We start from the raw sequence: 25,976 nt of genomic DNA, 5'->3' as shown, positions 1-25,976 counted from the left end.
TTCGAAGGAGGGACGGGAGATGAAAGTCATTCGCAACCTGATCGCGCGCTTGCTGCGCCTGCCGGCTATGCCGGCCTCGCCCGCGGCGGTGACGCCAGCGGTGCCGGCGGTTCGCCGACCGACTCGCGCCAGCCGCGAACTGGCGATCGCCACGGTGCCCTGGCATGTGCGCCCGGTAACGGCTGAGCCCGAGGCCAAGGACGGCGCGTCGGCGCTCAGCGTGGCCATGTTGATGGCGTCCTGCAGCGAAGAGGGCTTTGCTGCTGACGCTGGGTCGTTCGGCCTGCCCACGACTACGGAGTGAGGGCGCCATGACAGTGACCGTGAGGGAGCAGGTTTGCGCGGTGCTGCTCAAGGGCGAGAGCGTCATCGCGACGGAGTTTGCGAAGGTGGCGGGTTGCACTGGCGGGGCGGTGGCGGACGTCCTTGGTCGGCTGCAGGCCCTGTCTCTGGTGAAGGCCAAGAAGATCAAGCGGGGCAAGTTCTACCTGAAGATCTGGACGGCCACCGACCTGGTGGCGCTGGCCGCCTACCGGCCGCTCAGGCCTGGCCAGCACGTTCGCTCTGGCATCGACATCACGCCGCTGCTGGAGGTTTGGGGCATGCCGCTCAAGGCGCCCAAGCTCCAACTGCCGGCCACGCGACACGTTTGCTACGACGAACCGGAGGAGGCGACAGCATGAAAACGACGAAACAGCAGCTGATCGAGGCCCTGCAGCGCGACGAAGTGGTGATTGCCACCCGCTTCGCCACCACCGCCAAGGTCAGCAGGCAGTTGGTGCACAGGGAGCTGGTCCGCCTGGAGAAGGTTGGGGCCGTGGCGCGCCTGTCGGGCGGCTTGCGCGGCCAGTGGGTGCTTCTCAATGTGAACGCGCTGCCGGTGGTGGTCGAGCGCACGGTGGTCGAGGCGCCGCCCCGGCAGGTGGGTGGCGCGGTCGCGGAGTTGCTCGCCTTCTTCGGCATCACCCTGGCGCACATCCAGCTGCCGGCCCATCGCCACTTCCGCTCCGACGAGGTGCCGGCATGATCGGGAAATCGATTCTCGCCGCAGTGGCCGCCATGCTCGCCCCGATGGACGCTGCCCGCCAGCCGCAACCGCTGACCCGCAAGCCGGGCCGACTCACCCAGGCTGACCATGCCCGCATCGCCGCCGCAGAGGCCAAGCGGGAGCGGAAGGCCAAGAAGCTGCGGAGGGCAGCATGAAACCTCGTTGCAAAGTTGGAGATGTCGCCTTCATCGTGCGCGATTGCTACCCCGAGAACATTGGCCGCGTGGTGCGCGTCGTTGCGCCGGCGCTCTGGCTCGACGACGGCCCAGCCTGGCATTGCAAGGTCGAAGGCGCACCGCTTCGTGTTCAGGAATTGGACCGGCCGTGGGAATTCTCCTTCGACACCAAGGGCGACTGCTATGACGCCGACCTGCGCCCGATCAGCGGCGTGCCCGAGCATGACGAGCAGCTCGACGAGGTGACGGCATGACCGAACAGAACATCCCGGAACGCACGCCTGACGGGTACGCCTACCGCTATCCGGGGCCCTATGGCGGTCTGCGATTCAATGGCGGCGAGGAAGTGAATGGCTCTCGCCCGACGGAGGCCGTTCCGTATTGGCTTGGCAAGGCCGCCGACCATTCTGGTGACAGCGCCGAAATGGTGCCGAGCGCCGGCGGGCAACAGGTGGAGCAATTGCCCGTTGAACTGCGTGCGGTAGCCGAGACGGTTGCAGAGGGCGCCGGCTTCTGGGCGACCTGCACGGGTTGCTACGATACTGAGGACGGCCGCCCGACACAGAAGTACGCGCACAGCGATGTCTTTGGCTGCGAGTTGGGCAATGGATGCCGTGAGTGCGGCGGCCTGGGCGCGGTGTGGGATGACACCGACTATGCCGCGATGGTCGAGTTCATGGAGCAACGGGACACCGCCCCTGCGCCGGCCGCATCGCCTGCCCTGGCAGACGAGGCAGTGCATTACGTCCTGCGGCAATACTTCGACGTGACGGCGGAAACCGCCGCGAATGTCGCCCATGACCTGCGTTGTGGCGCCGCCCCTGCGCCGGTCGCAGCGCCTGCCAGCGACATGGGGCAGGACTACGCCGGGCTGGACTGCCCGCATGACACCTGCGACCCGGCCGCCTGTCGGTGCGCATCGCCTGCTGCGCTGACGGATGAGCAAATCACGGAACTGGCTGAGTCATATTGGCTGAAAGACGCACAGAAGCCAGGCGAATTCTTCGACACCAACAAGTTCGCCCGCGCTCTACTCGCCGCCCAGCCCGCAGCGGATGCGCCGGCACCCACTGCACAGGCGGATGACACGCCGTTGGTTCGATTCGTGAAACACCTGTCCGAAAACTGTATCGGGCAAGTCGTGACCGAAGATGCTCTGGAGGAATGGGCGCTTGACGTACTCGATAGCACGCCACGCGAGGTTATTGTCCGCCCCGGCCCCCGCATGCTCGTTGCATCGTTGCAAACGCCAGCCCGCCAGCAATCCGCCACCCCCGCAGCGCCTGCGCGCGCTGACCGGCAGGCTTACCGGCTGACAAACGAGAAACTGGGTACGCAAGCCGCGCCGCAATACTGGATTCATGAGCTTCGCGGCAAGGCAAAGACATGCAGGGCAGTTGCGGAGCACATCAAGGCTGACCCGGAAGGCTACGACGACAGCCCGCTGGAAATTGCTGATGGCGCCTTGCAGGATGCTCATGCATTCGAGTCGGCGGCGAACCTGATCGAAGAACTATCGCACCCTGGCCGGCAGGGTGTGGTGCTGTCGGATGAGTTGCTGGCCCGAGCTTGTGCCGCATACCGCCAAGAGTTTGCATGCGTTTTAAACCATGAAGCCGCCATGAAGGCCGCGCGGGCTGAGATCGGCGCATCGTCCTCGCGGGCGGAGGAACCGGAGTGCAAGACGTGCGGAGGTCGCGGGCAAGTGAATTGCAGCGAGCGCATAGGCGAAAGCGACTTCCACGAATGGGAGCAGGATTGCCCGGTGTGCGGTGGCGCGGGCACTGCGCCTGCTCATGTTCAAGCACTCGCGGCGCGCTTTGAGGCTACGCACAACGAGTTGCACAAGATGCGATTGGAAGCCGGTGCGCGGTCTCTGTTCGCGTCCTCGCGGGCGGAGGTGGAGATTCCTGCCAGCGTGAAGGATTGGCACGCCGCATGGCAGGCACACGTCGATGCGACAGCCGCCTATAACGCCCGCTGGGAGGTTTCACGGAAGTCGGAGCTTGGCGCCGTATCCCTGACGGACGAATACCAAGCCATGACCCTTGCCAAAAACAAGGTGCTTCGCATGCTGCCCACGCTGTTCGAAGGCATCGGCACTGTGCTCGCCGCCGCTGAGGCGCCCAATGGGGAGAAAGATGCGGATGCGTGACCTGCGGCGCCGCTACAAAACGTGGTGGTGGATGGAGATACGCCGCGACCTTCGTCCGCGTGGCAAGCATTGCATGCTGGCCCAGGAGGAGGCAGGCCACGACGAACACAACTGCTGGACGGAATACCTGATTGCGAGGTGGAAATGACAATGCGTGAAGCGTTTGAGAAGAAATTCCCGATGCCGAGCCAGTGCATCCGTTGCGGCGATGGCTATGCGGCAACCGGCTACAACGCTTGGGAAGCGCAAGCCTACTGCAGCATGTGGAAAGGCTGGCAAGCCGCCTACGCCGCTGGCATGGAGCGGGCGGCGGTCATATGCGACAGAGTGGCATTCGGGAATGAGCGTTCCGCAAGGTCGGTTCTGGACTGCGCCGACGCCATCCGCGCCGAAATGAACAAGGAAGCAACGTGATTTACGACAAGGACCGCGAACAGTACAAGGCCTGGCTGGCCAGCCTCAAGCCCGGCGACCAGGCAGCCGTGGGTTTGCACTCGCGCTACGGCCATCCTCCGTCCATCCTGACGCTCAAGCGCATGACCGCCACGCAATTCGTGATGGCAAATGAGTTCGACCGTGAGGAGCGTTACCGCCGCGACAACGGCGGCAAGGTCGGCGGCAGCAGCTTCGATGGCATTCGTCCCCTGACGGACCAGGTGCGCGCCGCTATCGAGCTGCACGGCCACCGCCGATGGCTGAATGACATTTCCTGGCGCGATGACAAGATCAAGGCCATCCCCGCGCCCGTGATTGCGGCCATGCGCGCCGCCTACGATAAAGGCATGGCCGAGCACAGCGCCGACCAGGAGGAGAACTGACATGCACAGGAGCGCAGTGATTTCGGACTGCGGCGCCTTCCGGTACCACCTGGAGCGCCGCTGGGGCCCGGCAAAGCCCATGCTGTTCGTGATGCTGAACCCCAGCACGGCGGACGCCAGCGAGGACGATCCGACCATCCGCAAGTGCGTTGGGTTTGCCGAGCGACACGGCAGCGAGTCGGTGGAGGTGGTGAACCTGTTCGCCTTCCGCGCGACCGATCCGCGCGAGCTGAAGCGCGCCGGCTACCCGGTTGGCCCGGACAACCATCGCCACATCCGCCTGGCGGCGGCCAGCGTGGCGCGCCGTGGCGGCCTGGCCGTGTGCGCCTGGGGTGCGAACGGGCGCGGCCTGGGCGCCGTCCAGGTGGTGACCGAGCTGCTGCGCCAGGGCGGCCTGCCGCTGCACGCACTGTTCCAACTGGCGGACGGCACGCCGGCGCATCCACTTATGCTGCCCTACAGCAGCAAGTTGGCTTGCATTTCGGGAGCGCAAAGCAGGGAGGTTGCATGACTGGCCGGCAACTGCGGAAGTGCGATTGCCTGAACGACTGCGGAGATGACAGCGGCATCAGTCGCCTCGAGGCGCGAAAGTGCGAGGCGGCCATTGCTGGTGAGGCCGCCCGACGGGCCGAGGCTTGGCAGGCCTTCGAGACATGGTTCCGCTCGCCGACCTGGCCGACTGATGTTGCGCCTTGCCAATGGATGGACGAAACGAGCGCCCGCTGCGGATGGTTTGCTGCACGGCGGAGGCATCGGGCATGACGACCCGCATTGCCTTCACCATCATGGGCGAGGCCGCCAGCAAGGCTAACAGCCGCAAGATCGTCACGATTCACGGAAGGCCGGCCAGCATCAAGTCGGACAAGGCTCGGAAGTTCGCCATGGACGCCCTGCGCCAGATTCCACCGGCAGCGCGCCAGATGCTGGAGGGGCCAGTGCGGGTGACCATGCACCTGTTCTATGCCACAGAGCGACCGGACCTCGATGAATCGGTGCTACTGGACGTGCTGCAGGCCCAGTACTCGGGCAAGGGCGGCAGGCGCGCTCTGGTCCATCGCGGCGTCTATGTCAACGATCGCCAGGTGAGGGAGAAGCATATCTACCATGGGATTGATCGAGCCAATCCGCGCGCGGAAATCATCGTGGAGCCGCTGCACGCGCAGCAGACCGGCTTGTTCGTCGGGGATGCTGCATGAGTAAAAAGGCGCCGACCAAGGCCGAACTTGCCTACATGGGGCGCATTAAGGAGATGGCGTGTATCTGCTGCACGCTGCTGGACCGGCGGCAAGAATCCGCCACCGACGCGCACCACATTCGTACGGGGCAGGGTGGCCAGCAGCGGGCCGGAAATCACTTGGTCATCCCGCTTTGCCACTTGGATTGCCACCAAGGCAAGAACGGGGTGCACGGAGACAAGACATACCTGCGGATCCTCAAGATGACGGAACTGGATCTGCTCGACGCGACGCTGGCGCAGCTCAACGGAGGCTGATGCTGGCTGGCATTGACGGTTTTGCAACGGGGAACAAAGTGAAAGCACCGGGGAATCTTTCGCTCTGCCACGCCGCTCCTGGGGCGCGTGCGCGCGCGCCGCAACCTGTGTCTCCTCCCACGATGTGGGCTTTGCCTGTCCGAGGCAACTCGGCGGGCTTTTTCTTTTCGAGGTGATGACGATGTACGTATGGATTCTGGTCTCTGTGGTCATCGGCATCATGGTCTGTGTCTGGCTCGACGTGCGGCCTATGCCGCGGGTGGGCTGACGATGGCCGACAAGCTGAGCGTCAGTGGTAATGCAGGCGCTGTCATACGTGACATTGACCGACTGATGAACCGCGATCTGCCGTTCGCCAGCGTGGTCGCCCTCACGCAGACTGGGCGCAAGATTCGCGACGCTGAGCGGATCGAGATCCAGCGTGCCTTTGACAAGCCCACCCGATACACCATCAACAGCGTGTACCTGCAGCCTGCCACGCCGGCCAAGCCAGAGGCAGTAGTGGGTCTCAAGGCGGACACCAGCAAAGGCACGCCTGCTGTGAAGTACCTGGCGCCCGAGGTCTCAGGCGGAGGCCGGGGCTGGAAGCGCTTCGAGAAGGCGCTGCAGCGCATCGGCGCCATGCTGCCAGACGAGTACGCATTGCCGGCGGCCGGGGCCAAGCTGGACGCCTACGGCAACATGAGCCGCGCCCAGATCATCCAGATCCTGAGTTACCTCCGGGCCTTCGGCGAGCAGGGATATCGCGCCAATGCCACGGACAAGAGCCGTGCGCGGCGTGAGCGAGTCGGGCGCAGTGCGAATGGGTTCAAGACTGTCAACGGCGTGGCCTACTTCGTGGCCCGGCGCGGTCACCGTATCGGCGCGCGCAGCTGGATGCACGGGCGCATGCAGACCCTGTCGTCTGGTGTCTATGCCAAGCGAGGCATTCATGGCAGCGACATCGTGCCCGTGCTCGTGTTCGTGCGCGCACCGGCCTACCAGCCGCGCTTCCGCTTTTTCGAGGTAGCCGACCAGATCGCGCGCGCCGAGTTCGAGGGCGAGCTGACGCGTGCGCTGGCCAGGTATTCGAGGGCCTTTCGATGACAGCGACCCGTCCATTCTCGTCCAAAGGTGGCATATCCGCCACTCGGATAGCCTACCGTTGCCCGGCCCCCGCACAGGTTTGGTGCGAACACTGGAAAGTGACGAAAGGTACTCCCATGAGGCACCCTGTAAGGGTAATTCGAGCCTCGCGCGCTCTCTAGTCACGACACAGCTCTATGGGGATTATGTGATCGACCTGGACGTGAAGTTGAGGCAAGCCGAATTTGCTGCCCTGGTTGGCATCAGCCAGCCGGCGGTCAGCGGCCTCGTCGCGCGCGGGATCATCCTCTCCGGCATGACCGGCCGGCAGATGCTGCTTGCCTATTGCAGCCACCTGCGCGAAACCGCCGCCGGGCGCGCTTCGGAGAGTGAGTTCGACCTCGTCGCAGAGCGTGCACGCCTGGCGAAGGAGCAGGCCGATCGCATCGCCTTGCAGAACGAGGTGACCAGGCGGGAGCTGGCGCCGGTTCATCTGATCGAGCAGGTCTTGTCGCAGGCCGGTGCACGCGTGTCCGGCATCCTCGAGGCGATACCAGGCATGCTCAAGCGCCGGCTGCCGACTCTGTCCGCTACCGACGTGGAGCTCATCACCCGGGAGGTGGCTAAGGCACGGAACATTGCCGCCGCCGTGACGCTGGATGACCTGGGCATCGAAGCGCCCGACGAAGAGGAGCCCGCCTGATGCTGGCGCCTCAGTATCGCCCCATCATTGCACACCACCTCGGCCGGGGCCTGGCAGGGTTCGGCACGCCGGAGCCGATGACGCTCGAGGAATGGGCGGCCGCGCACTTCTACCTGTCGGCCGAATCTTCCTATGTCGAGCAGGCCTGGAGTGCCTGGCCCTTCCAACGCGCAATACTCGCCTGCATCAGCAACGATGCGATCCGTGAGGTTGACCTGCAGAAGTCTGCCCGGGTGGGCTACACGAAGATGATCCTCGCCGCGGTAGGCTACTTCGCCCATCACCGGCGCCGGAACCAGGCGCTTTGGCAGCCAGCCGACGACGACCGCGATGAGTTCGTCAAGACCGAACTGGAGCCGATGCTGCGCGATGTGGCGGTGATGCGGGAGATCTTTCCGGCTTTCCTCGCCAGGCACAAGGACAATACGCTGCAGGCCAAGAAGTTCCTCGGCTCCATGCTCCACCTGCGCGGTGGTAAGGCAGCGAAGAACTATCGCCGGATCTCGGTGGATGTGGCGTATCTCGACGAGCTCGACGCGTTCGATAGCGATGTCGAGAAAGAGGGGGACCCCGTCACGCTGGCAGCCAAGCGCACCGAGGGCGCTACCTTCCCGAAGCTGGTGTGCGGCTCCACCCCCAAGCTCAAGGGCTTGTCGCTCATCGAGCGCCGGGTGGAGCTTGCAGAGAAACGGTTCCGGTACCACATCGCCTGCCCAGAATGCGACACCTTCCACCCGATCACCTGGGGCGGGAAGGAAGAAGCGCACGGCTTCAAGTGGACGAACGATGACCCGGAGACCGTGCGCCACCTGTGCCCCCACTGTGGCGCGCTGATTCAGCAGGCCGACTACTTGCGCGTCTGGGAGCAGGGCCGGTACCAGTCGGATGACGGCACCACCATCAGCCACGATGGTGTGTTTCGCAATGCGAAGGGCAAGGTGGTGCGGCTACCCCGTCATGTCGCATTTCTCGGGGTCTGGACCGCCTATAGTCCGGCCGTTGCCTGGTCAGATATCGTGCGCGAGTTTCTGGCAGCGAACGAGAAGGCCCAGACAGGCGACATGTCGAAGCTGAAGGCCTTCGTCAACACCACCCGCGGCGAGGCATGGGAGCAGGAAGTCGAGCGCACCGACGTCGACGAGATCAAGCAGCGCGCCGAACCCTATGCACTGCGGTGGGTGCCGCTCGGAGGTCTGCTGTTGCTCGCGGGGGTGGATACGCAGGACAACCGGCTGGAGGTGGTGGTGTGGGCCTATGGCCGCGGGTGCGAGAAATGGGTGGTTGATCATCAGGTTTTCTTCGGGAATCCAGCGCAGGACAAGGTCTGGGATGACCTGACCGAGTACTTGTTTGATACCCCATTCACCCACGAGTCAGGCGCCACTCTCTATATAGAGGGCGCGGCCATCGACTCCCGCGGTCACAATACGCATGCGGTCTATGCCTACGCAGCCAAATATGCCCGCCGCAAGGTGTTTGCCGTTGCCGGTCGTCCTGGCCGGGAGAAGCACATCAAGGACGGCGTGGCCAAGGTGGACATCGACTGGCGCGGCCGCGTGAAGCGCAACGGCGTGCAGCTCTGGCACGTGGGCACGAACCACGCCAAGGATCTGATCTACAACCGGCTTCACATTCCCCGCCCGGGCCCCGGTTACATGCACTTTTCGCACGAGCTGTCAGACGAGTTTTTCCGCCAGATGGCCGGCGAACAGCGCACCACGAAGATGACGGCCAGAGGCGAAGAGTCCAAATGGTCGGCAACCCGGAAGCGGGTCGAAGCCTGGGATTGCACGGTCTATGCCGTTTGGCTGGAAACCCACCTTGACTTGGCTCGCAAGGCAGCGAAGTACTGGGATCAGCTGGAACAACGCCTAAGGTCCCAGCCAACCGGCTCGTCGACGCGCGCCGCGACGCCTTCGGTGGCGGCCGCGCCGGCAGCACCTCGACCTCCCGCCAGAAAAACCGCCATTGCCTCAGACGACTGGAGCAGCCGCCTATGAGCGACCCCCTCAAGAACGAAGACGCCTCGCAATCTGACGCCGCGATCGACCTCACCGGAGCACTGACGACCATCGTGCGGGAGGAGATTACGGCCGTCGAGCACCTTGCCAGGCCGATCATTGAGGGGCTCGAACGCGGGCTGCGCCGGCTTTTGGGCGGGCAAGAGGTCTATATCCCGGCGCCAGACCGGCGGGAGCGCGATGAGGCCATCCGTGCCGCCTTCAATGGCCGGAACCGCGATGAGGTTTGTCGCCAATTCGGGATCAGCAAAACCACCTTCTATGAGGTGATCAACCGGGCCTAGTCCCCCACGAGTGCAGATATTCCGCTTTTTCCCCTAAAAACCGGACTCACTTTCCCATAGATTGGACGCCATGACGACCGCCACTGACATGCTCGCGAAGTACTTGGCCGCCGAGCAGGCCATTCTCGAAGGCAAGGAAGCCCGCTTGGGCGACCGTGTGCTGCGCATGGAGGACCTATCCGAAATCCGGAAGGGGCGGCAGGAATGGGAGGCTCGCGTGGCCAGCGAGCAGGCGCAGGCCGCCGGCGTGCCGGGTTCCGGTGGCATCCGCTTTCTCAATGCCAGACTGGACCGCTGACCATGAACATGATCGACCAGATTGTTGCGTTCTTCGATCCAACGGCCGGGCGCCGTCGCCTATTTGACCGCGCTGCTCTCCAGGCGAGCTACGAAGCGGCGCAGCCCAGTCGGCTGAGGAAGTTCCATCGTAATCAGGCATCGCCGGACCAACTGGTTCGACAAGGTGCGATCTGGCTGCGTGCGCAGGCACGTCACCTCGAGCGGAACCACGATATTTCGCGTGGAATGCTGCGCACGCTGGTGAATAACGTCGTCGGGCCGGGCGGAATCGGGGTCGAGCCGCAGCCGCGGCGGCCGGATGGCACTATCCACGAGCAGTATGCCGCTGATTTGCGCGCCGCCTGGCGAGACTGGCAGAAGCTGCCGGAAGTCACGCAGGAGCACCACTGGGCCAAGGTCCAGCGGTTGGTTGCCAAGACCTGGTTTCGCGATGGTGAAGCATTCTCTCAGCTGCTGCGCGGCACCGTGCCGTTCCTCCAGCACGGCAGCAAGGTACCGTTCTCGCTCGAGCTCTTCGAGCCCGATATGGTTCCCATGGACTATGAGGATCCGGCCGCCAATATCCGGCAGGGCATCCAGCGTAATGCCTGGGGCCGCCGTACTGGTTACTACGTCTACAAGAGCTTCCCGGGAGACAACGCTTTCCTCGCGCGCGGCTCGGACGTCAAGCGAATCCCCGCAGAGAACATGCTGCAAGTGGCGGCCATCGACCGCATTGGCCAGCTCCGCGGCGTTTCCGAGTTCGCCAGCGTGATCACCAGGATCGAGGACATCAAGGACTACGAGGAGAGCGAGCGCGTAGCCGCAAAGCTCGCTGCACGCCTGACCGCCTATATCAAGAAGCTTTCGCCGGATGGGTTCAACCCGGACAGCATCCAGCGGGACGAGCAGGGCAACCCTATTCCGCGCGAAATCGCCTTTGACCCCGGGACCATCATCGACGGCCTGCAGGTGGGCGAGGAAATCGGCTTGGTCGACACCAAGCGGCCGAATCCAAACGTCCTCACCTTCCGGCAGGGCCAGCTTCGCGCGGCATCAGCCGGCATCGGCGCCAGCTACTCGAGCATCAGCCGGGACTATGATGGCACCTATTCGTCTCAGCGGCAGGAGCTGGTGGAGCAGTGGGTCAACTATGCTGTGTTGACCGACGAGTTCACTGGCATGTTCGTTCAGCCAGTATGGGAGGCTTTCGTCGCGATCGCCGACCTGTCCGGAGTGGTGCCGCGGCCGAAGGATGTGGCGCCAGATCTGGCTGACGACGCAATGTTCGTCGGCCAGGCGATGCCATGGATCGACCCAATGAAGGAAGCGCTCGCCTGGCAGCTGCTGGTGCAATGCGGCTTCGCATCCGAGGTCGAAGTCATGCGCAAGCGCGGCGTCAATCCGTACGACGTGCTGGAAAACATCACAAAGTTCAGGAAGGAAGCTGCCGATAAGGGGCTAGTGCTGGCCTCAGATTTCGCCAACACCAAGGGAGGCGCGGCGTCCCCGGCTGATGCGCCGCCCGAACCGCCTCCTCAGCAAGGTCGCACGCGTTCCCGCGTCGGAGCACAGGCCGGCTGACGGGCCGCTCCATGCGTCAGATGAAAATATTCCGGTTTTACCCCTAAAAACCGGAATCTCTTTTTGCCACACTTGCTGCATACCCAATGCACAGGTCTTGGCGATGAGCAAGTCTCCCCAGAAGTGGTACAGCATTCGCGCCCGCGCTGCCACGGCCGCAGCCGCTGCGGCGGTCGCTGCCGGCGGCGTGGCCGCAAGCTCCGCCGAGATCTTCATCTACGGCGATATCGGGGAATCCTGGTGGGGTGAGTCCGTGACGGCCGCTGACTTCGTCAAGGAAGTGGCGGCTCTGAACGTCGACGAGCTTACCGTACGCATCAACAGCTTCGGCGGCTCAGTCTCCGATGGCATCGCCATCTACAACGCGCTCAAGCGGCACCGCGCCGCGGTCACCGTCAGCATTGACGGCACCGCCATGAGCATCGCGAGCCTGATCGCCATGGCTGGCGACACCGTCGAGATGGCCGAAAACGCCATCCTGATGATCCATGCGCCTTGGGTCTACGCCTCTGGCAATGCCGTCGCGTTGCGCGAGGTCGCCGATTACCTCGACACCTGGTCGCAGGCCATGTCGAACAGCTACGCCGCCAAGACTGGCCGGCCTGCCGACGAGATGCTGGCGCTGCTGACTGATGGTGTCGACCACTACTACACGGCAGAGCAGGCGCTTGCCGAGAAGTTCATCGACTCTGTCACCACGGCGATGCCGATTGCCGCGTCCCACGATCTTTCTCGCTTCCGCGCCATCCCGGCGGCGGCAGCCGCTTTCAACTTGAAGGAGAAGCACATGCCTCATCCGAACCCGGCGGCCGCTGCACCGGCGCCCGCAGCTCCGGCCGACCCCGCAGCCCAGGCCGCTCAGGCCGAAGCGGTTGCGCGCGGCGTGCAAGCCGAGGCCCAGCGCCGTACCGATATCCGAGCGGCTTTTGCCAGCTTTGACGCCCGCGAAGGCGTCGCCGATCTGATGGCTGCCTGCGAGGCCGACACCCAATGCAGCGTACAGGGCGCCCGCGAGAAGCTGCTGGCACACCTCGGCAAGGAAGGCACGCCGGTTGCCGGCAACATCGTCACGGTCGAGGATGAGCAGGACAAATTCCGGGCGGCCGCGACCGAGGCAATCCTGGCCCGAGCCGCCGCCCGTGATGACAAGGGTGCACCGGTGCGCGCCAACGCAGCCAATCCGCTGCGTGGCTACAAGCTACTCGATCTGGCGCGCGCATGCCTGGTGCGAGCTGGCGTCAAGGTCGACGGCATGGACCAGATGAAGATCGTGGCGGCCGCGTTCACGCAGTCCACCAGCGATTTTCCGATCCTGCTCGAAAACACGATGCACAAGACGCTGCAGCAGGCATACGCGCTGGCTCCGGACACCTGGTCGCGCTTCTGCTCGATCGGCAGCGTGTCGGACTTCCGCGCCCATCCGCGCTACCGTGTCGGCAGCCTCGGCAACCTGGACGTGCTGAACGAACTCGGCGAGTTCAAGAACAAGACCATCCCGGATGGCGAGAAGGCCTCGATCACGGCCGGCACCCGCGGGAACATCATCAACCTGAGCCGTCAGATGATTATCAACGATGATCTGGGCGCGTTCATCGGTCTCGCCAGCATGCTCGGCCGAGCTGCCAAGCGGACCATCGAGGCCGCGGTGTACGCGCGCCTGGCGGAAAACTCCGGCGCTGGCCCGACTCTGGAAGACGGCCTAGCCTTGTTCCATGCCAACCACGGAAACATCGCTGGCACCGCGGCGGCGCCGGCAGTGGCCTCCTTCGAGGCCGGCCGCGTGCAGATGGCGCAGCAGAAGGATGTCAGCGGCAACGACTATCTCGACCTGCGCCCTGCGATCTGGCTGGGTCCGATTGGCATCGGCGGTACCGCGCGCGTAACCAACGACGCCCAGTACGACCCGGACACCGCCAACAAGCTGCAGAAGCCGAACCTGGTGCGCGGCCTGGTGCGCGACATCGTCGATACCCCGCGCCTGTCTGGCACGGCCTGGTACTTCTTCGCCGATCCGGCCGAGGCCCCGGCGCTGGAAGTGGCGTTCCTCGACGGCGCACAGGATCCGTATCTCGAGCTGCAGAACGGCTTCGACGTGGACGGCGCCCGCTACAAGGTCCGCATCGACTTCGGTGTCGCCGGCATCGATTACCGCGGCGCGCACAAGAACGCTGGCGCGTAACCGGCCGATTCCACCCACTGACTCCATAAGGATCGGATCATGAAGAACTTCATTCAGTACGGCGAGCACTTGACGCTGGCGCCGGGTGCCGACGTGGCTTCCGGCACCGGGTATCTCTTCGGTGCCGGCCTGTTTGGCATCGCCGTCACGGACGCCAAGAACGGTGTCGCAAGCGAGTTCCGCACCGAAGGCGTGGTCGAGATCGCCAAGACCTCGGCCCTGGCGATTGCCGTCGGTGACCGCGTGTTCTGGGATGCGACTAACAAGGTGGTCAATAAGACCACCACGGCGCAGGTGTGCGTGGGTGTGGCAGTCGAGGCTGCTGCCAACCCGAGCGGCACCGTCAAGATCAAACTCGGCGCCTATCTGCCGGCGGCAACCTGATAGCCCGTCAAGACATGGTCGCGCCTCATTCCTTTGATCAGCGTGTTTCGCGGGCGGTGCTTCGCCGTCTGGCGAATGCGCGCCTGCGCTCTGGTGCCGAGGTCTTTGACGCCGTGGTAGAGCGCCTACCGCGCACCGCAGGGGAATACGGCGATCGCACCGAGATTGGCACCCGCATCACTGTGCTGCGCTCGGACGTGCCGTCGCTGGCCCGCGGCGCGACCATCGTCTACGACAGTGCCAGCTATACCACCGAGGAACTTGGTGCACTCGCTGCGGTGACATACACCGTCGACGAGCGCGACGAGGATGACACTTTCGTGGCCGCTTACTGGGTGACCAAGGCATGAGCAAGGCGCTTCAGATTCTTCAGGCTATCAAGGCACGTCTTGCGACGGTTCGCGTGGCCGACGGCTATGAGACCGACATCGGGGCCCGGGTGTATCTCGGCCGGGAGTTTGGCAACGATGAGCAGGATCCTGTTCCGCTCTCTTCGGTGCACGACGGGTCGGGCGAGAACAAAGGCGATATGCGGCCGCACGTCGGAACCAACACCTGGTCGCGTTCGTTCGTGATCGAGGCCTTTGACGTCTGCGACCCTGACAACCCCTTGGAGAAGGCCCACGCGATGATTGCCGATGTCAAGCGTGCAGTGTTCAAGGACGGCGGGCTGGATGGCTTGGTGATGAACCTGCGAATTGTCGGCGACCGCGCGCTGCCGCGCGGTGCCGGTGCAAAAACAGTGTGCGCTCAGGTGCTGGGCGCCGTCGAGTACTTGGAAAAACCCACGGCCCCGTAATGGCCACAACTGGAGAGCAACATGGACTATTTTTCGGGGCAGGGGAAGCTGTACTTCGGGCAGCGCAACACCGCCGGCACCCCCAAGGAAATGCGCTGGGTTGGCGACGCCGCTGACGTCTCGTTCTCGGCCGAGCCCGATGTGCTGGAGGCCAAGGAGAACTACTCCGGCAACCGCCAGACCGTCGTGCGTATCACGCGCGAGCTCAAGATGAGCTTCAAGGCCTCGCTGCGGCAGATCAGCACCGAGAACATCCAGCTGCTCACGCAAGGCGATGTGGTGGCTCAGACCTCCGGATCGATCACCAACGAGATCATCTCGCCGACCACTGGCACCCTCGCGGTCGGAAATGTCTTCATCCTGGCTGCTCAGGATCTGTCGGCCGTTACCATCAAGGACAGCTCCGGAACGCCGAAGACCCTGGTGGCCGGAACGAACTACGATCTGGACGCGAAATCTGGTCAGATCGAGATTCTGGACGCGACGACCGGCGGCCCGTACACGCTGCCTCTGAAGGCCGACTACACGAAGGCCGCTCTGAGTCGCGTGAAGATGTACACGGCCGCCAACGTCGAATACTGGGTGCGCTTCGTTGGGCTCAACACCGCAGTGTCTGGCTTTCCGAAGGTGGTGCTCGATATCTACCGCACCCGCCTGGATCCGGCCAAGGACTTCTCGATGATCAGCGACGACCTCAACAGCTTCGAGCTGGCCGGTTCGTGCCTGAGCGACCAAACCAAGACCGCGGCCAGCGATTTCGGCCAGTTCGGGCGCTTGGTCCAGCTGACGTAATCCATGAACGCCCCCGCGCCCGTTGCCGAACTGACGCAGCTCGCCGGCGGCCCCTCGATTGAGAAGGCCATCGGCGAGCGTCAAGTTCGGATTACCCCCCTCAAGGTGAAGGAATTCGGCCCCATGCTGTCAGCGCTGGATCCTGTCTTTGTCGACATCGGTGTGCTGCCGGATGCGATGGTGGCCGGTGACATCGTGCACCTGTTCACGCGACACGCCGAAGCTCTGCTGACTGCGATTTGCATCGGTGCGCGCGTGGAGAGGGCGTGGCTGGACGAGCAGGAGCTGGATGTCCCGGTCAATCTGTTCGCCGACGTGCTGAGTGTGAACCGTGATTTTTTCGAGCAACGTCTGAAGCCAGTAGCCAGCCAGCTTCAGGCGATGTTTCCGGGTGGTTCGACATCGCTCAGCAGCTCGTCGGGGCCGGCCACAGCCTGACCGAAGTTCTGGGCTACACCATGGCCCAGTTGCGGGGCTTCTCGGATGCCATAGCCCGGCAGGCGCAGGAGCGTAGTCGGGAGCAACTCCTGATCGCACGTGGCGGCCAGGCCGACGAGAAGGGCTGGAAACAACTCTGGAAGGCATTCAGCACACCACTTACACGCCATGGCAGAACGTGAGATCAGTTACCGCATCAACCTTGCCAACGAGCGCGCTCTGGCCGCGCTGCGCGACTTCGCCTCAGCGCTGAAGAAGACTGACGACTCCGGCAAGAATCTGACTGGCGTTCAATCTGGCCTGCAGGGCGTCCAGACCACAGCACGCGCTACTGCCGGGGAGCTGGCGAAGGTGGGCCAGGAGGTTCGGTCGATTGGGCAGAGCGTCGGCGCACTGAAGAGCATCGGCAGCGTGGCTGCCGGCATGTTCGTCATCGTCCAGGCGCTGCAGGGCGTCAAAGCGGCGCTGACGGGGTTGCCGCAGGCCGGCATCAAGTTCGCGGCCAGCATGGAGACTGCCGAATTGGGCATGGCGGGGATCCTGTCCTCGATGGTCACCATCGACGGCAGGGCGGTAAGCCTGAATCAGGCGCTCGGTATCTCCCGCAAGATCATTGCCGACCTGAACAACGATGCGCTGGCAACGGCAGCCTCCAGCGAGGAACTGGTGCGCGCATTTCAGGCGATTCTCGGACCGGCGCTGGCTGCCAAGCTCACCTTGGAGCAGGTTCGTCAGTTGACCGTGACCGGTGTCAATGCGGTCAAATCGCTGGGTCTGAATTCCAACCAAGTGGTTCAGGAACTGCGCGACCTGGTTCAGGGTGGTATCACCCCGGCGAGCTCCACGCTGGCTACGGCCTTGGGAATCAAGGACGAGGACATCCAGCGCGCCAAGGCTTCGAGCGAAGGCTTGTTCAAGTTCCTGATGGACCGACTGCAGGGCTTCGAGGCCGCGTCCGCGCGCTTCGGTGACACCTTCGACGGCCGGCTTTCCAGTCTGAAGGAGGGGGCGACGCGCGCGGCTGCCGAGGGTTTCAAGCCTCTCTTCGAGGCAATCAAAGAGGGGCTGGGCGAGGCGACCGACGCCTTCGTTACGATCGAACGAGAGGGCGACAAGGTCAAGTCGATCCAGCTTAACCCGCAGACTGTCCAAGTGATGCGGGGTTTCTCGGAGACGCTGGTTGATGTTGGGCGGGGGCTCAAAGCGACCGCAGGGTTTCTGATCGAGCACCGGGACGCAGTGGTGGCCGTTGGGCAGGCATATGCCACCTTCAAGGTATTCACCACGGTTCGAAGCGTCCTGGAAGGGCTCAATGAGAGCTTAACGAGGAACCGGAACGCCATCCTTGGCGGGGACGCTGCCACGCGGGCGGCAACCGCCGCGACGCTGGCGGACTTGCGTGCCAAGGTGGCTCATGCCGATGCCGTTCGCATTCACACCGGCCTGCTGCTCGCCGAGGCTCAGGCTGCGGTGGCTGCCGCCAGTGGCATGCAGCGGCTGACGCTGGCCCAGACTGTGCTGGTTCCCGCGCAGCAGCGCGCCGCTGCTGCGGCGTCAGCGCACGCGGCAGCGCAAACTGCCCTTGCGACTGCCATGGGGCCGACCGGCGTCGCCGGCGTGCTCTCGCGCGTTTCTGGTCTGCTGGGTGGCCCGATCGGGATTATCGCCTTGCTGATCACTGGTGTTGCGGCTTGGGCCTCCTTTGGCAACTCGGCGAAGACGTCCCTCAATGGCATCGACGTGTCGGTGCAGACCACGCGTGACAGGATCGCCCGCCTCAAGCGGGAGCTGAAGTTCGGGGCGGGGGATATCGGGACCAACAAGGCGGGGCAGGATGCACTGCGCAACCGGATCGCATTGCTGGAAGGTGCGGCGCAGCAGCCAGGCCCGAGCGGCATGCGTCCCTTCATCCTCAGTAATGGCGAGAAGCTCTCCCGCGGTAATCGCGACCGGGAACTGAACCAGGCGCGCCAGCAGTTGGCCGAGTTCGAGGCGGAAGCGAAGCTGCTGCAGCAACAGGCCGACAAGCAGGCCGCTGACCAAGAGGCCGCCGTCGGCAAGCTGGGCCTGAAGAACACTGGCGCGCTGCAGGACTTCACCGATCTGGTCAAGAAGCACCGCACCAGCTCCCAGAAGGCTGCCGACGAGATCAAGGAGATCAACTCGGCATTCGCCAAGGCCGTGTCGGAGACGCCGGAGTTGCAGAAGGACAACCCGAAGTTCGATCCAAAGCGCCTGGCCGAGGTCACCAAGGCCCGTAATGACGCGATCGTCGAGGCGCGCCGGCAGGGAGCCGGCGCCTCCGGGCTTGGCACGCAGAATGCCGCAGCGAAGGCCGATTTCGAACAGTTGAAGGCGACGCTCGATCAGGAATTGACGCTCAAGAAGGACGCTCTGGCGTTCGACCAAGCGGAGAACGAGCGCGCCTACAAGGACAGCCTCGTTGGTATCAGCGCCTACTATGACCAGCGCTTGCAGATCGTCACAGACGGCATCGACGCGGAGAAGGCGCGCAACCAGAAGCTGATCGACGAGTTGCGCGCCGAACAGGCTCGTCTTGGTGGCCAGAACCCCAAGAGCGCGAATGAACGCGTGCAGCAGAGTACCCAGGCCAAGAAGCTGGAGACGGAAATCCAGCAGCTCACCACGCGGAACCTGAAGCTGGATCAGGATCGTACGCAGGCTGCGCGGGAGACGAATAGCGAGCTCGCCAGGTCAAAGCGCTTGCTGGAAGCTCAGGCAACGGGCGTTGTCTCTCAGGTGGCGGCGGCCACTGGCACGCTCACACGCGCGCAGATCGAGGAGAACGTGCGCGCACAGAATGCAGAGCTGTCGGCGCTGGCAAAGGCGAACCCCGATCTGCTCTCGCCGGAGGTGGTTGAACAGAAGATTCAGCTGGAAGTTGACGAGGCTGACTTCGATCGCATCAAGGGTCAGATCGATCAGGTCATGAGCGACCTGCAGCGCGCTGGGCAGCTTTTGCAATTCCAGGGGTTCGATGGGGATGCCCTGGAGATACGCTTCCGTCCACTCAAGGAGCGGGCGCTTCCGATTTTGCAATCCCTAAATGATGAACTCCAAAAGCTCTCAGCGCGTTCGCCGTCCGTGAAGATCAAGACGAATGCGAACAGCGTCAAAGCACAGCTTGACGAGCTCGGAAGGCCAATAATCAATTTGCAAAACACGCTCGAGAACGCGACGGTGAGCGGGTTTGGGACTCTCTTTCAAGACATTATCGGCGGCGCGAAGAGCGCATCTCAGGCAGTCAGCCAGTTTGCCAAGAATGTTGTTAATTCGCTCCTCAATGCAATCGGTCAGAAGCTCGGGAGGAAGCTGTTCGATTCGCTATTCAGTGCGGAAGGCGTCAGCGGCGTCTTCAGTATATTTGGCCTCGGTGCGCAGGAGAAGGCTGAAGGCGGCTACATCCGTGGCCCTGGCACCACCACCAGCGACAGCATCCCGGCGCTGCTCTCTGACAAGGAGTACGTCGTGCGGGCGTCGGCCGTGCGCGATGTCGGTGTCGGCTTCCTTAACTGGGTGAACCGCGGCGGCGCGGCCGTGCGCTCGGCGGCATCGCAATTCCGGGGTGCGGTCCATCCGGCGGCGTTTGCCCGATCGAGCGCGGTGGCGCGATTCGCCGGCGGTGGGCTGGTGTCCGCGCCTGCCGCGTCCGGCGCACCGCACCTGCAACCGGCGCCGACCAGCTTCCAGTTGCAGATCCCAGACAACGCCCTCCACTGGACGCTCCAGGACTGGCTGGGCAGCGAACTCGCGCGGATGGCGGCCACACGATGAGCCTGCGCATGCTCTCCAACCCGTTGCGTGCCGACGCGACCGCCATCCTGGTGTTCGAGGGGCCAGCCCTCGTGGCGGTCACCTGGACTATTGCCAGCGGCGCTGGTGTGGTGACGCCGTTTGCTCCACAGACGGACGCCAGCGGGCGTGCATGGGCGAGGTATGACCCGGCTGGAATAGCCGGGGAGGCAGTGATCGAGGTGCAGCATGGCACTTGAGCTGCTGGCAGGGCCCTTCGATATCGTGGCGGACGGTTCGTTGATCACAGACGCATCGACGGGTGCTACTGCACTCTACGATGATGATATTGGTCTCTACACGTTCAGTAGCACCAAGGGCGGCTTGCTCGTAGTGCAGTTGGACGGCTATGCCTGCCTGCGAGCAGCCCAAGTGCGGGCGAATGCCTTCGCACTGGATTTGCAGAGTCCCGGAGAATACCTGATTCTTGGATCTCTCTTCGAGGAGGGGCTGTACAGGTTCAACAAGCGGGCCGCAACCTTCGGTGAGCTTGTTACCGGAACAGAGCCAACGGGGGATATTCAAGTACGCACGCCAGATCGATACATGCGCATTCTGGGTACGAACGTATTATCCAAGCCGCTCACGCTCGTAGGCGACTGGACATACGAGGCGAGTCTGAGTGGGGCGCCTATCAGCCTCTATGCCACGGTGTCTTGTACCCGTGACGCGAACGTGCTCGCAATAGTCTTCACTAACGGAACGGTCGTCTATTACGACTGGGTCCGAAGGAACCAAGTTGGCGGCGTCGCGTTTGTTGGCCCCAATGATGGGGCGTGGTACAGCGCGCGCTACGACATCTTCATCGTGCTTGCGGACGCCAAGCTGAACGTGTACTCAAGCTCCCCCCGTCCATCGTCGATCTCGGCCCCGGCTGCCGTAACGCCGCTCGCAAAAGGGCGAGCAAGTCCAATCAAGTCCCGCGTTCTGGGCGCGGATGCGGAGCCATGTGTTGGTGAGACTGTCGATTGGTCGCTAAGCGGTCCGGGGGCGTTGGAGCACATACAGAGCGTGACGGATAGCGACGGATGGGCGTGGAACACCTATGTGGCCCCACAGGCCTCCGGTGATACGCCAACAATCTCGGTCGAGGTGAGGTTCTGATGTTCCGCCAGATCTTTGAATCGATGCCGCTGGTATATCGAACCCCTGCCGAGTGGGCCGGCATCCCCAGTGGAGTTGGATTGGGGGCGCTCTACAACGGATACCTAATTACGCCACCTCGAATCTATGCGGAGGAGCTTAGTGGCATCGACGGGATGTTCGTCGCCCAGGAGAAGACCCCAACTGCGGACGCAGTGATTGTACTGACTGGGACAACAAGCCGTATCTACTGGCCTGGCTGGGATCGGCTGTGGTGGAAATTCAATGCCATTACTGGCGAGTTCATGGCACGAGGCACCAACCCTGCCAGCTTTTTCGATTACGAAGTTTTCCAGGCAAGAGATGGATCGCTGTGGCAAAAATCAAGTCTCGGCAGTTTCTTCCAAGTGGATCCGATCAGTTTTGATGAAGTCCCCGGGACGCGACGCGGGCCTGACGAGTTTGGGGCGCTTTCCATCTACGTGTGCATGATTGATCGGCTGCAGAATGTTGCGGTGCTATACACCAACAATGAAACCGGCAGCCGTCAGATTGGCGTCTACAACTGGACAACTGGCGCGCTGATTCGTCGCATTCATGTCGGCGGGATCGCCATTGACATTCTTCCCGAAGACGAGCGGCGCTGCTATGTGGTGACAAACAGCGGGCTTCTGTGCTTGGTGGACTACGTCTCGGGTGAGGTTCTGCATACTGTTCGCTCGCCGGTCCCCCTTGGAGACGTGATTTACGCATGGGACCGGATCTATCGTCGCCTGCTTGCGTTTCAGATTGCACCAAATGGGGATGACGGCGCATGCCAGTCAGTGATTCGAGGCTGGTATCCGGTTCCGCTCGGCACGCATCTGACGAGGCCATTGCCGCTGAAGGCCCCGCGGAGGGGGCGGGAGGTACCGGTGCTGGTGCGTGTCGTAGGGGATGCTGGAGAACCAATCGCGGGGGCTTCAGTAACTCTTTCAGTATCTGATACCGCTTCAATAGTGCGGCATGCTGCCGGCTCGGATGCGCACGGGGAATCGGTCACCGTGGTGCATTGCAATGCACCAGGATCCATGACATTGGGCGCCAGTGCGACGGTAGAGGATGGGCTATGACAACCCTGACTAGTTCGGCATCCTTCACCATTGGCGATGCAGCTACTGCGACCGAGCAGATCACGATTACGGTGTTGCCGGCGGTTGGCGCAGCGGCTGGCCATGGTCGGCTTGTGCATCCAACACTCGGGACCTACGACTATGCGCGGGCGCCCGATCAGTGGACCAATATGGATGGCGACGCGATCGTCGCACCGACCTGGTCAAGCACCCGCACCCTCGGCGGGGCGTCGAATACGCTTTGGCAGGGCAAGCTGCGCGACGTCGAGGTTGTCGAGCGCTGGAATGCCGATGGCGGCCTGTCAATGACGGTTGACCAGCTGCGCATGCTGGTTGCTCACTGGTCGAATCCGCCCGATCCCGCGGTAGCGCGGGTGAACTGGTATCCCAGCTACGTCAATGCCAACGGCTACGAGGTGGCGTTGGTGTCGCTGACGGTTGGGGGCGGGGATGGCATCTCGCTGAACCATGTGATCTTCAATGAGGCAGGCTACATCAACTTCGACGTTGAATTGCGCCTGCGCATCCTGGGGAAACTGTAATGGACGGACGGTGGTCTCCGGTCGACAAGGACGCGCTGCGCACGGTGGCGCTGATCTTCCACCCGACGGCATCCATCCGTGATGTGCGCACCGGTGCTGCCACCGATGCCATCGATCTGTCGGCCTACGTTTCCGAGACGCTGCGCCAGTCGCCGCGCGAGCTTTCCGCCTCGCTGACCTGGCATCTTGAACTCTATGGCGCAAGCCAACCAAAGGCCGGGCAGATTATCGAGCTGAAGCTGGATGGCCAGATCCTGTGGCTGGGCATCATCGAGTCAGTGAACGACTATCGGATCGAGCGGGGCACGCGCCGGCTCACGCTAACCGCCCGCAGTCCGGATGCGACGCCGGCCTGGCGTGGCGTGCGGCGGGTGACGGATTTCTTCCCGGTGGCGACGCCGCTGACCGAGATTGCGCGACAGATCGGACGGGCACTTGGGCTGAACGATGACGAGATCATCCTTCCCCCATCGCCAGTCACGACGATGCACAGCAATACCCAGCTCGCGGACCTGACCGCCTGGGACATGCTCGAGCAGTTGCTGCTGCCCCTGGGGCTTGCACCGCGCTTCGACGGACTGGGGCGTCTTACGACGCAATCTCGCGAGCTTGGGCGCGCAACGGACATTGTGCTCGATGACGCGCGCATTGTCTCGGTCAGCGGCGGCCGCTCGGTGCCTGCACTGTCAAGCTTGCGGCTCAAGTGGCTGGATCCCCAGCTGACAAAGGTGGCGCAGCAGGACGCCAAGCTGGCCGATGCGACCATCACGGCAGGATTCTTTCAGTTGCATCAGCGCAAGAGCATCACGTTCTCCGATGACGCGACCCAGCGCGCAGAGAATACGCGCCTGGTGGTCAAACAGTCCGCAAACGGCGGGTTGCTGCCCGTCTGCGACGAGGAGTACAAGCAGCTCACGACCACCAGTGGGGAGATCCTGCTGACCACGGTAGCCTGGGCGCCGACCCTGGTCGGGTTGATTCTCGCCATGAAGGTGTACAGCGCGCTGCCGGACATTGCGCCCCCGTTCGGCGGGCCGACGGCGCCGACCGGAAAGATTGTCCACGGTGCGGCCGAGTTGGTGGTGCTGCTGATCATGGCTTCCATTGGCACTGGCATCTATGAGGTCTGGGGCACGCCATACGACTTCGTGCACGGCCGCAACACCACTGAAGCCAAGAACAGCGCTGCCTCGATTTGGACCGAGAACGTCGAGGACATCGAGAATGACCTGATCGTGAATGAGGCCCACGCCCAGACGGTGGCGGTGCGCGAGCTGGTGTACCGAGCGCGCAGCGCGACATCGTGGGGCGCCTCCATAGTCGACGATCTTCGCATCGAGCCAGGCGACATCCTGCAGTTCCCGGACGGTACGCGCTTTTGCGTCACTGACTACACCCGCAACCTGGCACGCAACGCGCCAGCGGTTCTTGAGCTACAGGGGTTCGTCGCATGAGCATCCTCACCAACCTCGTCTCGGCGCAGATCCGTGATGCCAAGGCCGAGATGGACGGCAAGATCCTGACCCGGCCGGCGCTGCTGGTTACGGATGGCCTGAATACCATCTATGCCGTTGACGTCGATATCGGCGAGAAGGATCCGCTGCGCAATGTGCCGATCGCGCGCGGCAACGATGAGCTCCTCTATGCCGACACCGGAAACGCCTGCCGGCTGAGACGATCTGCCACTGGCCAGTATGAGGTGGTTGGCTTCTCGAAAGAGTTTCCCGGTACCTACACGGTGGTCAACGTCAATTTGGCGGACCTGTCGGTGGGCTCCATCGTTGATCTTACGATCGAAGGGCGGCCACTGACCTACGGTGAATTGGCAGCTTTTGGCGGGTACGGGTTGGTGCCCTATGGTGCCTCGGCGATCTTCCGGGGCGGCGTTCTTCAGGAGATTCGCTAAGTGAGCATCGAACTCGCACAACTGGTTCCCGGCGATACCAATTACATCGGCAAGCACAACAGCAACTACGCGATCATCAAGGGCGCGGTCGACGCGCTGCAGGGGGCTACGCAGGGGGGTGCTTCGAGTGCCGCGACCGCGGTCACTGCCTTCGAGGGCATGTTCGGCTCCGTAGCCTTGATCGGCTATGGAAGCTTTGCCGCGTCGACTAGTGGCACGAACCTGACCTTGCAGCCCGGCTACACCTGGCGGAACTCGCTCTCGAAGGTGCTCCAACTGGTAGCCGCGGCTACGCTTGACTTCACCGGAAAGTCGGCCGCGACCTATTACATCGAGGTGGATGCCGGCGGGCAGCCGAACGTGGTTGAAACGTCGGCGGAACCGATCTTCTCTGTGGTCTGGACGGGATCTGCCTTCGGCGCCATCACACGCGTCGCGCCGACCTTCCCGAGCGCAACTGACTTCCTTGCTGCGCTGACCAGCGCGGCCCTCGGCACGACTTATGGCTCCCTTGATGAGCGATTTGAGGCTGGCGAGGCGAAGGCGGTGCTTGGGGAACTTGCTCGCGCCTTCCAAACAGGCCGGCTCAGTATGAGTGTCGCCGGTGGTGCTGACGTAACGCTGACCGCGACCGAGGCCAACAACCTGGTGCTCAATTTCACCGGGGCGTTGATAGAGAACATCAACGTCATCGTGCCGATTGGCACCAATCCTCGGGCGTGGATCGTCACGAACAACACCTCTGGCGCTTACACGCTGACCGTGAAAGGTGCGACCGGCACCGGAGTGGCGGTGGCGCAGGGTGGGGTGGCACACCTATATCAGGATGGCACCAATGTGAAGGCGGCGGCCAACATCGGCGCGACGGCATTCACCGGCTTGGGCGACGTGCCGTCGAGCTACACGGGCAAGGCCTTGAAATCGGTGCGGGTTAAATCCGACGAGACCGGCCTCGAGTTCTACGATCCGCCCTACGACGTGGGCGGAACCTACAACGGCGCGCCGGCGGCAAGCGCGGTGCTCGTGCGCTTGCCATTCCCGCGCCAGGTCATTTTCCCTGCGGGCCTCACAAACAGCCGGGGCACTGCGGGCACGGCCGCTACGGCCCAGACGGACTTCGATATCCAGAAGAACGGCGCATCCGTGGGAACAATGCGCTTCGCAGCGAGCGCCATGACCCCGACTTTCATCATGGCGTCGCAGACGACCTTCGCTGCCGGCGACATCCTTAGGGTGGTAGCACCAGCAACACCTGACGCGACGCTGGCCGACATCGGCTTTTCGCTGGCAGGAACACGGTAAG

At 63.3% G+C, this 25,976-nt stretch carries 31 protein-coding genes; all 31 read left to right on the top strand.

Going from position 1 to position 25,976, the window contains the following annotated elements:
- The first annotated feature begins 19 nt into the window (after nt 1–19).
- The 31 genes from CF68_RS19150 to CF68_RS35520 all read left to right on the top strand — a co-directional run bounded on the left by CF68_RS19150 (nt 20) and on the right by CF68_RS35520 (nt 25,975).
- Nucleotides 20–304: a hypothetical protein gene (locus CF68_RS19150; RefSeq protein ID WP_035821708.1), complete on the top strand. Its 285-nt coding sequence runs from the start codon at nt 20–22 to the stop codon at nt 302–304.
- A 7-nt stretch (nt 305–311) separates the two neighbouring features.
- A complete protein-coding gene (locus CF68_RS19145; protein WP_035821706.1) occupies nt 312–683 on the top strand; it encodes a hypothetical protein in 372 nt (123 codons plus the stop codon).
- On the top strand, nt 680–1,027 hold the full coding sequence (locus tag CF68_RS19140) for a hypothetical protein (protein WP_035821704.1): 348 nt from the start codon (nt 680–682) through the stop codon (nt 1,025–1,027). Before CF68_RS19145 ends, CF68_RS19140 begins: the two co-directional genes overlap by 4 nt.
- Nucleotides 1,024–1,203: a hypothetical protein gene (locus tag CF68_RS19135; RefSeq protein ID WP_035821702.1), complete on the top strand. Its 180-nt coding sequence runs from the start codon at nt 1,024–1,026 to the stop codon at nt 1,201–1,203. Before CF68_RS19140 ends, CF68_RS19135 begins: the two co-directional genes overlap by 4 nt.
- Nucleotides 1,200–1,478: a hypothetical protein gene (locus CF68_RS19130; RefSeq protein ID WP_152548512.1), complete on the top strand. Its 279-nt coding sequence runs from the start codon at nt 1,200–1,202 to the stop codon at nt 1,476–1,478. Before CF68_RS19135 ends, CF68_RS19130 begins: the two co-directional genes overlap by 4 nt.
- A complete protein-coding gene (locus CF68_RS19125; protein WP_035821696.1) occupies nt 1,475–3,379 on the top strand; it encodes a hypothetical protein in 1,905 nt (634 codons plus the stop codon). Before CF68_RS19130 ends, CF68_RS19125 begins: the two co-directional genes overlap by 4 nt.
- Before the next feature lie 150 nt (nt 3,380–3,529).
- Complete coding sequence (locus CF68_RS19120) at nt 3,530–3,793, top strand: hypothetical protein (protein WP_035821694.1); 264 nt, start codon at nt 3,530–3,532, stop codon at nt 3,791–3,793.
- Nucleotides 3,790–4,197 carry a hypothetical protein gene (locus CF68_RS19115; protein WP_035821691.1) on the top strand — a complete coding sequence of 136 codons (408 nt, stop codon included), beginning with the start codon at nt 3,790–3,792 and terminating at the stop codon, nt 4,195–4,197. Before CF68_RS19120 ends, CF68_RS19115 begins: the two co-directional genes overlap by 4 nt.
- 1 nt (nt 4,198) lies before the next feature.
- Nucleotides 4,199–4,708, top strand: coding sequence for a DUF1643 domain-containing protein (locus CF68_RS19110; RefSeq protein ID WP_051591589.1), 510 nt, complete (start codon nt 4,199–4,201; stop codon nt 4,706–4,708).
- A 247-nt stretch (nt 4,709–4,955) separates the two neighbouring features.
- Complete coding sequence (locus CF68_RS19105) at nt 4,956–5,393, top strand: endodeoxyribonuclease RusA (RefSeq protein ID WP_035821689.1); 438 nt, start codon at nt 4,956–4,958, stop codon at nt 5,391–5,393.
- On the top strand, nt 5,390–5,689 hold the full coding sequence (locus tag CF68_RS19100; RefSeq protein ID WP_035821687.1) for a hypothetical protein: 300 nt from the start codon (nt 5,390–5,392) through the stop codon (nt 5,687–5,689). Before CF68_RS19105 ends, CF68_RS19100 begins: the two co-directional genes overlap by 4 nt.
- Before the next feature lie 270 nt (nt 5,690–5,959).
- The gene (locus tag CF68_RS19095) at nt 5,960–6,775 is read left to right on the top strand and encodes a hypothetical protein (protein WP_235205819.1); all 816 of its coding nucleotides are present in this window, start codon (nt 5,960–5,962) and stop codon (nt 6,773–6,775) included.
- Nucleotides 6,776–6,962: 187 nt separating this feature from the next.
- Nucleotides 6,963–7,457, top strand: coding sequence for a terminase small subunit (locus CF68_RS19090; RefSeq protein ID WP_035821684.1), 495 nt, complete (start codon nt 6,963–6,965; stop codon nt 7,455–7,457).
- Complete coding sequence (locus CF68_RS19085; RefSeq protein WP_235205818.1) at nt 7,457–9,457, top strand: phage terminase large subunit family protein; 2,001 nt, start codon at nt 7,457–7,459, stop codon at nt 9,455–9,457. Before CF68_RS19090 ends, CF68_RS19085 begins: the two co-directional genes overlap by 1 nt.
- Nucleotides 9,454–9,762, top strand: coding sequence for a Mor transcription activator family protein (locus tag CF68_RS19080; RefSeq protein WP_035821682.1), 309 nt, complete (start codon nt 9,454–9,456; stop codon nt 9,760–9,762). The genes CF68_RS19085 and CF68_RS19080 overlap by 4 nt, the downstream gene beginning before the upstream one ends.
- 70 nt (nt 9,763–9,832) lie before the next feature.
- Nucleotides 9,833–10,060 (top strand): hypothetical protein, encoded by a 228-nt coding sequence (locus tag CF68_RS19075; RefSeq protein WP_035821680.1) that lies wholly within the window; start codon nt 9,833–9,835, stop codon nt 10,058–10,060.
- Nucleotides 10,061–10,062: 2 nt separating this feature from the next.
- On the top strand, nt 10,063–11,625 hold the full coding sequence (locus CF68_RS19070; protein WP_035821677.1) for a phage portal protein: 1,563 nt from the start codon (nt 10,063–10,065) through the stop codon (nt 11,623–11,625).
- On the top strand, nt 11,558–13,804 hold the full coding sequence (locus CF68_RS19065) for a ClpP-like prohead protease/major capsid protein fusion protein (RefSeq protein ID WP_235205817.1): 2,247 nt from the start codon (nt 11,558–11,560) through the stop codon (nt 13,802–13,804). Before CF68_RS19070 ends, CF68_RS19065 begins: the two co-directional genes overlap by 68 nt.
- A 39-nt stretch (nt 13,805–13,843) precedes the next feature.
- Nucleotides 13,844–14,188 carry a DUF2190 family protein gene (locus CF68_RS19060; RefSeq protein WP_035821674.1) on the top strand — a complete coding sequence of 115 codons (345 nt, stop codon included), beginning with the start codon at nt 13,844–13,846 and terminating at the stop codon, nt 14,186–14,188.
- 113 nt (nt 14,189–14,301) lie between these two features.
- Complete coding sequence (locus CF68_RS19055; protein ID WP_161786869.1) at nt 14,302–14,538, top strand: hypothetical protein; 237 nt, start codon at nt 14,302–14,304, stop codon at nt 14,536–14,538.
- Nucleotides 14,535–14,987, top strand: a complete 453-nt coding sequence (locus CF68_RS19050; protein ID WP_035821670.1) for a hypothetical protein — start codon at nt 14,535–14,537, stop codon at nt 14,985–14,987. Before CF68_RS19055 ends, CF68_RS19050 begins: the two co-directional genes overlap by 4 nt.
- Nucleotides 14,988–15,008: 21 nt before the next feature.
- Nucleotides 15,009–15,779, top strand: coding sequence for a hypothetical protein (locus tag CF68_RS19045; protein ID WP_035821668.1), 771 nt, complete (start codon nt 15,009–15,011; stop codon nt 15,777–15,779).
- 3 nt (nt 15,780–15,782) lie between these two features.
- Nucleotides 15,783–16,217, top strand: a complete 435-nt coding sequence (locus CF68_RS35525; protein ID WP_051591586.1) for a hypothetical protein — start codon at nt 15,783–15,785, stop codon at nt 16,215–16,217.
- Between the two features lie 168 nt (nt 16,218–16,385).
- Complete coding sequence (locus CF68_RS19035) at nt 16,386–20,012, top strand: hypothetical protein (protein ID WP_035821666.1); 3,627 nt, start codon at nt 16,386–16,388, stop codon at nt 20,010–20,012.
- 8 nt (nt 20,013–20,020) lie between these two features.
- A complete protein-coding gene (locus CF68_RS19030) occupies nt 20,021–20,230 on the top strand; it encodes a hypothetical protein (RefSeq protein WP_035821663.1) in 210 nt (69 codons plus the stop codon).
- Nucleotides 20,220–21,134: a hypothetical protein gene (locus tag CF68_RS19025; RefSeq protein ID WP_035821661.1), complete on the top strand. Its 915-nt coding sequence runs from the start codon at nt 20,220–20,222 to the stop codon at nt 21,132–21,134. Before CF68_RS19030 ends, CF68_RS19025 begins: the two co-directional genes overlap by 11 nt.
- The gene (locus CF68_RS19020; protein WP_035821659.1) at nt 21,134–22,225 is read left to right on the top strand and encodes a hypothetical protein; all 1,092 of its coding nucleotides are present in this window, start codon (nt 21,134–21,136) and stop codon (nt 22,223–22,225) included. Before CF68_RS19025 ends, CF68_RS19020 begins: the two co-directional genes overlap by 1 nt.
- Nucleotides 22,222–22,767, top strand: a complete 546-nt coding sequence (locus tag CF68_RS19015; protein ID WP_152548510.1) for a hypothetical protein — start codon at nt 22,222–22,224, stop codon at nt 22,765–22,767. Before CF68_RS19020 ends, CF68_RS19015 begins: the two co-directional genes overlap by 4 nt.
- Nucleotides 22,767–24,221, top strand: coding sequence for a hypothetical protein (locus CF68_RS19010; protein WP_035821654.1), 1,455 nt, complete (start codon nt 22,767–22,769; stop codon nt 24,219–24,221). Before CF68_RS19015 ends, CF68_RS19010 begins: the two co-directional genes overlap by 1 nt.
- Nucleotides 24,218–24,673 (top strand): hypothetical protein, encoded by a 456-nt coding sequence (locus CF68_RS19005; RefSeq protein WP_035821652.1) that lies wholly within the window; start codon nt 24,218–24,220, stop codon nt 24,671–24,673. The genes CF68_RS19010 and CF68_RS19005 overlap by 4 nt, the downstream gene beginning before the upstream one ends.
- Entirely contained in the window at nt 24,674–25,975 is a 1,302-nt protein-coding gene (locus CF68_RS35520; protein ID WP_051591585.1) for a hypothetical protein, read from the top strand. It begins immediately after the preceding gene.
- The last annotated feature ends 1 nt before the right edge of the window (nt 25,976 follow it).

It is taken from the genome of Cupriavidus sp. SK-4 (assembly GCF_000611125.1).
GTDB classification, from domain to species: Bacteria; Pseudomonadota; Gammaproteobacteria; order Burkholderiales; family Burkholderiaceae; genus Cupriavidus; species Cupriavidus necator.
Note: the sequence above shows the minus strand (reverse complement) of the source record. Positions and strands in the feature narration are given on the sequence as shown.

What these genes read in the sequence shown, in the direction of transcription:
- CF68_RS19150 (WP_035821708.1), top strand. Translation starts at nt 20, where the DNA reads ATGAAAGTCATTCGCAACCTGATCGCGCGCTTGCTGCGCCTGCCGGCT.
- CF68_RS19145 (WP_035821706.1), top strand. Translation starts at nt 312, where the DNA reads ATGACAGTGACCGTGAGGGAGCAGGTTTGCGCGGTGCTGCTCAAGGGC.
- CF68_RS19140 (WP_035821704.1), top strand. Translation starts at nt 680, where the DNA reads ATGAAAACGACGAAACAGCAGCTGATCGAGGCCCTGCAGCGCGACGAA.
- CF68_RS19135 (WP_035821702.1), top strand. Translation starts at nt 1,024, where the DNA reads ATGATCGGGAAATCGATTCTCGCCGCAGTGGCCGCCATGCTCGCCCCG.
- CF68_RS19130 (WP_152548512.1), top strand. Translation starts at nt 1,200, where the DNA reads ATGAAACCTCGTTGCAAAGTTGGAGATGTCGCCTTCATCGTGCGCGAT.
- CF68_RS19125 (WP_035821696.1), top strand. Translation starts at nt 1,475, where the DNA reads ATGACCGAACAGAACATCCCGGAACGCACGCCTGACGGGTACGCCTAC.
- CF68_RS19120 (WP_035821694.1), top strand. Translation starts at nt 3,530, where the DNA reads ATGCGTGAAGCGTTTGAGAAGAAATTCCCGATGCCGAGCCAGTGCATC.
- CF68_RS19110 (WP_051591589.1), top strand. Translation starts at nt 4,199, where the DNA reads ATGCACAGGAGCGCAGTGATTTCGGACTGCGGCGCCTTCCGGTACCAC.
- CF68_RS19105 (WP_035821689.1), top strand. Translation starts at nt 4,956, where the DNA reads ATGACGACCCGCATTGCCTTCACCATCATGGGCGAGGCCGCCAGCAAG.
- CF68_RS19100 (WP_035821687.1), top strand. Translation starts at nt 5,390, where the DNA reads ATGAGTAAAAAGGCGCCGACCAAGGCCGAACTTGCCTACATGGGGCGC.
- CF68_RS19095 (WP_235205819.1), top strand. Translation starts at nt 5,960, where the DNA reads ATGGCCGACAAGCTGAGCGTCAGTGGTAATGCAGGCGCTGTCATACGT.
- CF68_RS19085 (WP_235205818.1), top strand. Translation starts at nt 7,457, where the DNA reads ATGCTGGCGCCTCAGTATCGCCCCATCATTGCACACCACCTCGGCCGG.
- CF68_RS19080 (WP_035821682.1), top strand. Translation starts at nt 9,454, where the DNA reads ATGAGCGACCCCCTCAAGAACGAAGACGCCTCGCAATCTGACGCCGCG.
- CF68_RS19075 (WP_035821680.1), top strand. Translation starts at nt 9,833, where the DNA reads ATGACGACCGCCACTGACATGCTCGCGAAGTACTTGGCCGCCGAGCAG.
- CF68_RS19070 (WP_035821677.1), top strand. Translation starts at nt 10,063, where the DNA reads ATGAACATGATCGACCAGATTGTTGCGTTCTTCGATCCAACGGCCGGG.
- CF68_RS19065 (WP_235205817.1), top strand. Translation starts at nt 11,558, where the DNA reads ATGCGCCGCCCGAACCGCCTCCTCAGCAAGGTCGCACGCGTTCCCGCG.
- CF68_RS19060 (WP_035821674.1), top strand. Translation starts at nt 13,844, where the DNA reads ATGAAGAACTTCATTCAGTACGGCGAGCACTTGACGCTGGCGCCGGGT.
- CF68_RS19050 (WP_035821670.1), top strand. Translation starts at nt 14,535, where the DNA reads ATGAGCAAGGCGCTTCAGATTCTTCAGGCTATCAAGGCACGTCTTGCG.
- CF68_RS19045 (WP_035821668.1), top strand. Translation starts at nt 15,009, where the DNA reads ATGGACTATTTTTCGGGGCAGGGGAAGCTGTACTTCGGGCAGCGCAAC.
- CF68_RS35525 (WP_051591586.1), top strand. Translation starts at nt 15,783, where the DNA reads ATGAACGCCCCCGCGCCCGTTGCCGAACTGACGCAGCTCGCCGGCGGC.
- CF68_RS19035 (WP_035821666.1), top strand. Translation starts at nt 16,386, where the DNA reads ATGGCAGAACGTGAGATCAGTTACCGCATCAACCTTGCCAACGAGCGC.
- CF68_RS19030 (WP_035821663.1), top strand. Translation starts at nt 20,021, where the DNA reads ATGCTCTCCAACCCGTTGCGTGCCGACGCGACCGCCATCCTGGTGTTC.
- CF68_RS19025 (WP_035821661.1), top strand. Translation starts at nt 20,220, where the DNA reads ATGGCACTTGAGCTGCTGGCAGGGCCCTTCGATATCGTGGCGGACGGT.
- CF68_RS19020 (WP_035821659.1), top strand. Translation starts at nt 21,134, where the DNA reads ATGTTCCGCCAGATCTTTGAATCGATGCCGCTGGTATATCGAACCCCT.
- CF68_RS19015 (WP_152548510.1), top strand. Translation starts at nt 22,222, where the DNA reads ATGACAACCCTGACTAGTTCGGCATCCTTCACCATTGGCGATGCAGCT.
- CF68_RS19010 (WP_035821654.1), top strand. Translation starts at nt 22,767, where the DNA reads ATGGACGGACGGTGGTCTCCGGTCGACAAGGACGCGCTGCGCACGGTG.
- CF68_RS19005 (WP_035821652.1), top strand. Translation starts at nt 24,218, where the DNA reads ATGAGCATCCTCACCAACCTCGTCTCGGCGCAGATCCGTGATGCCAAG.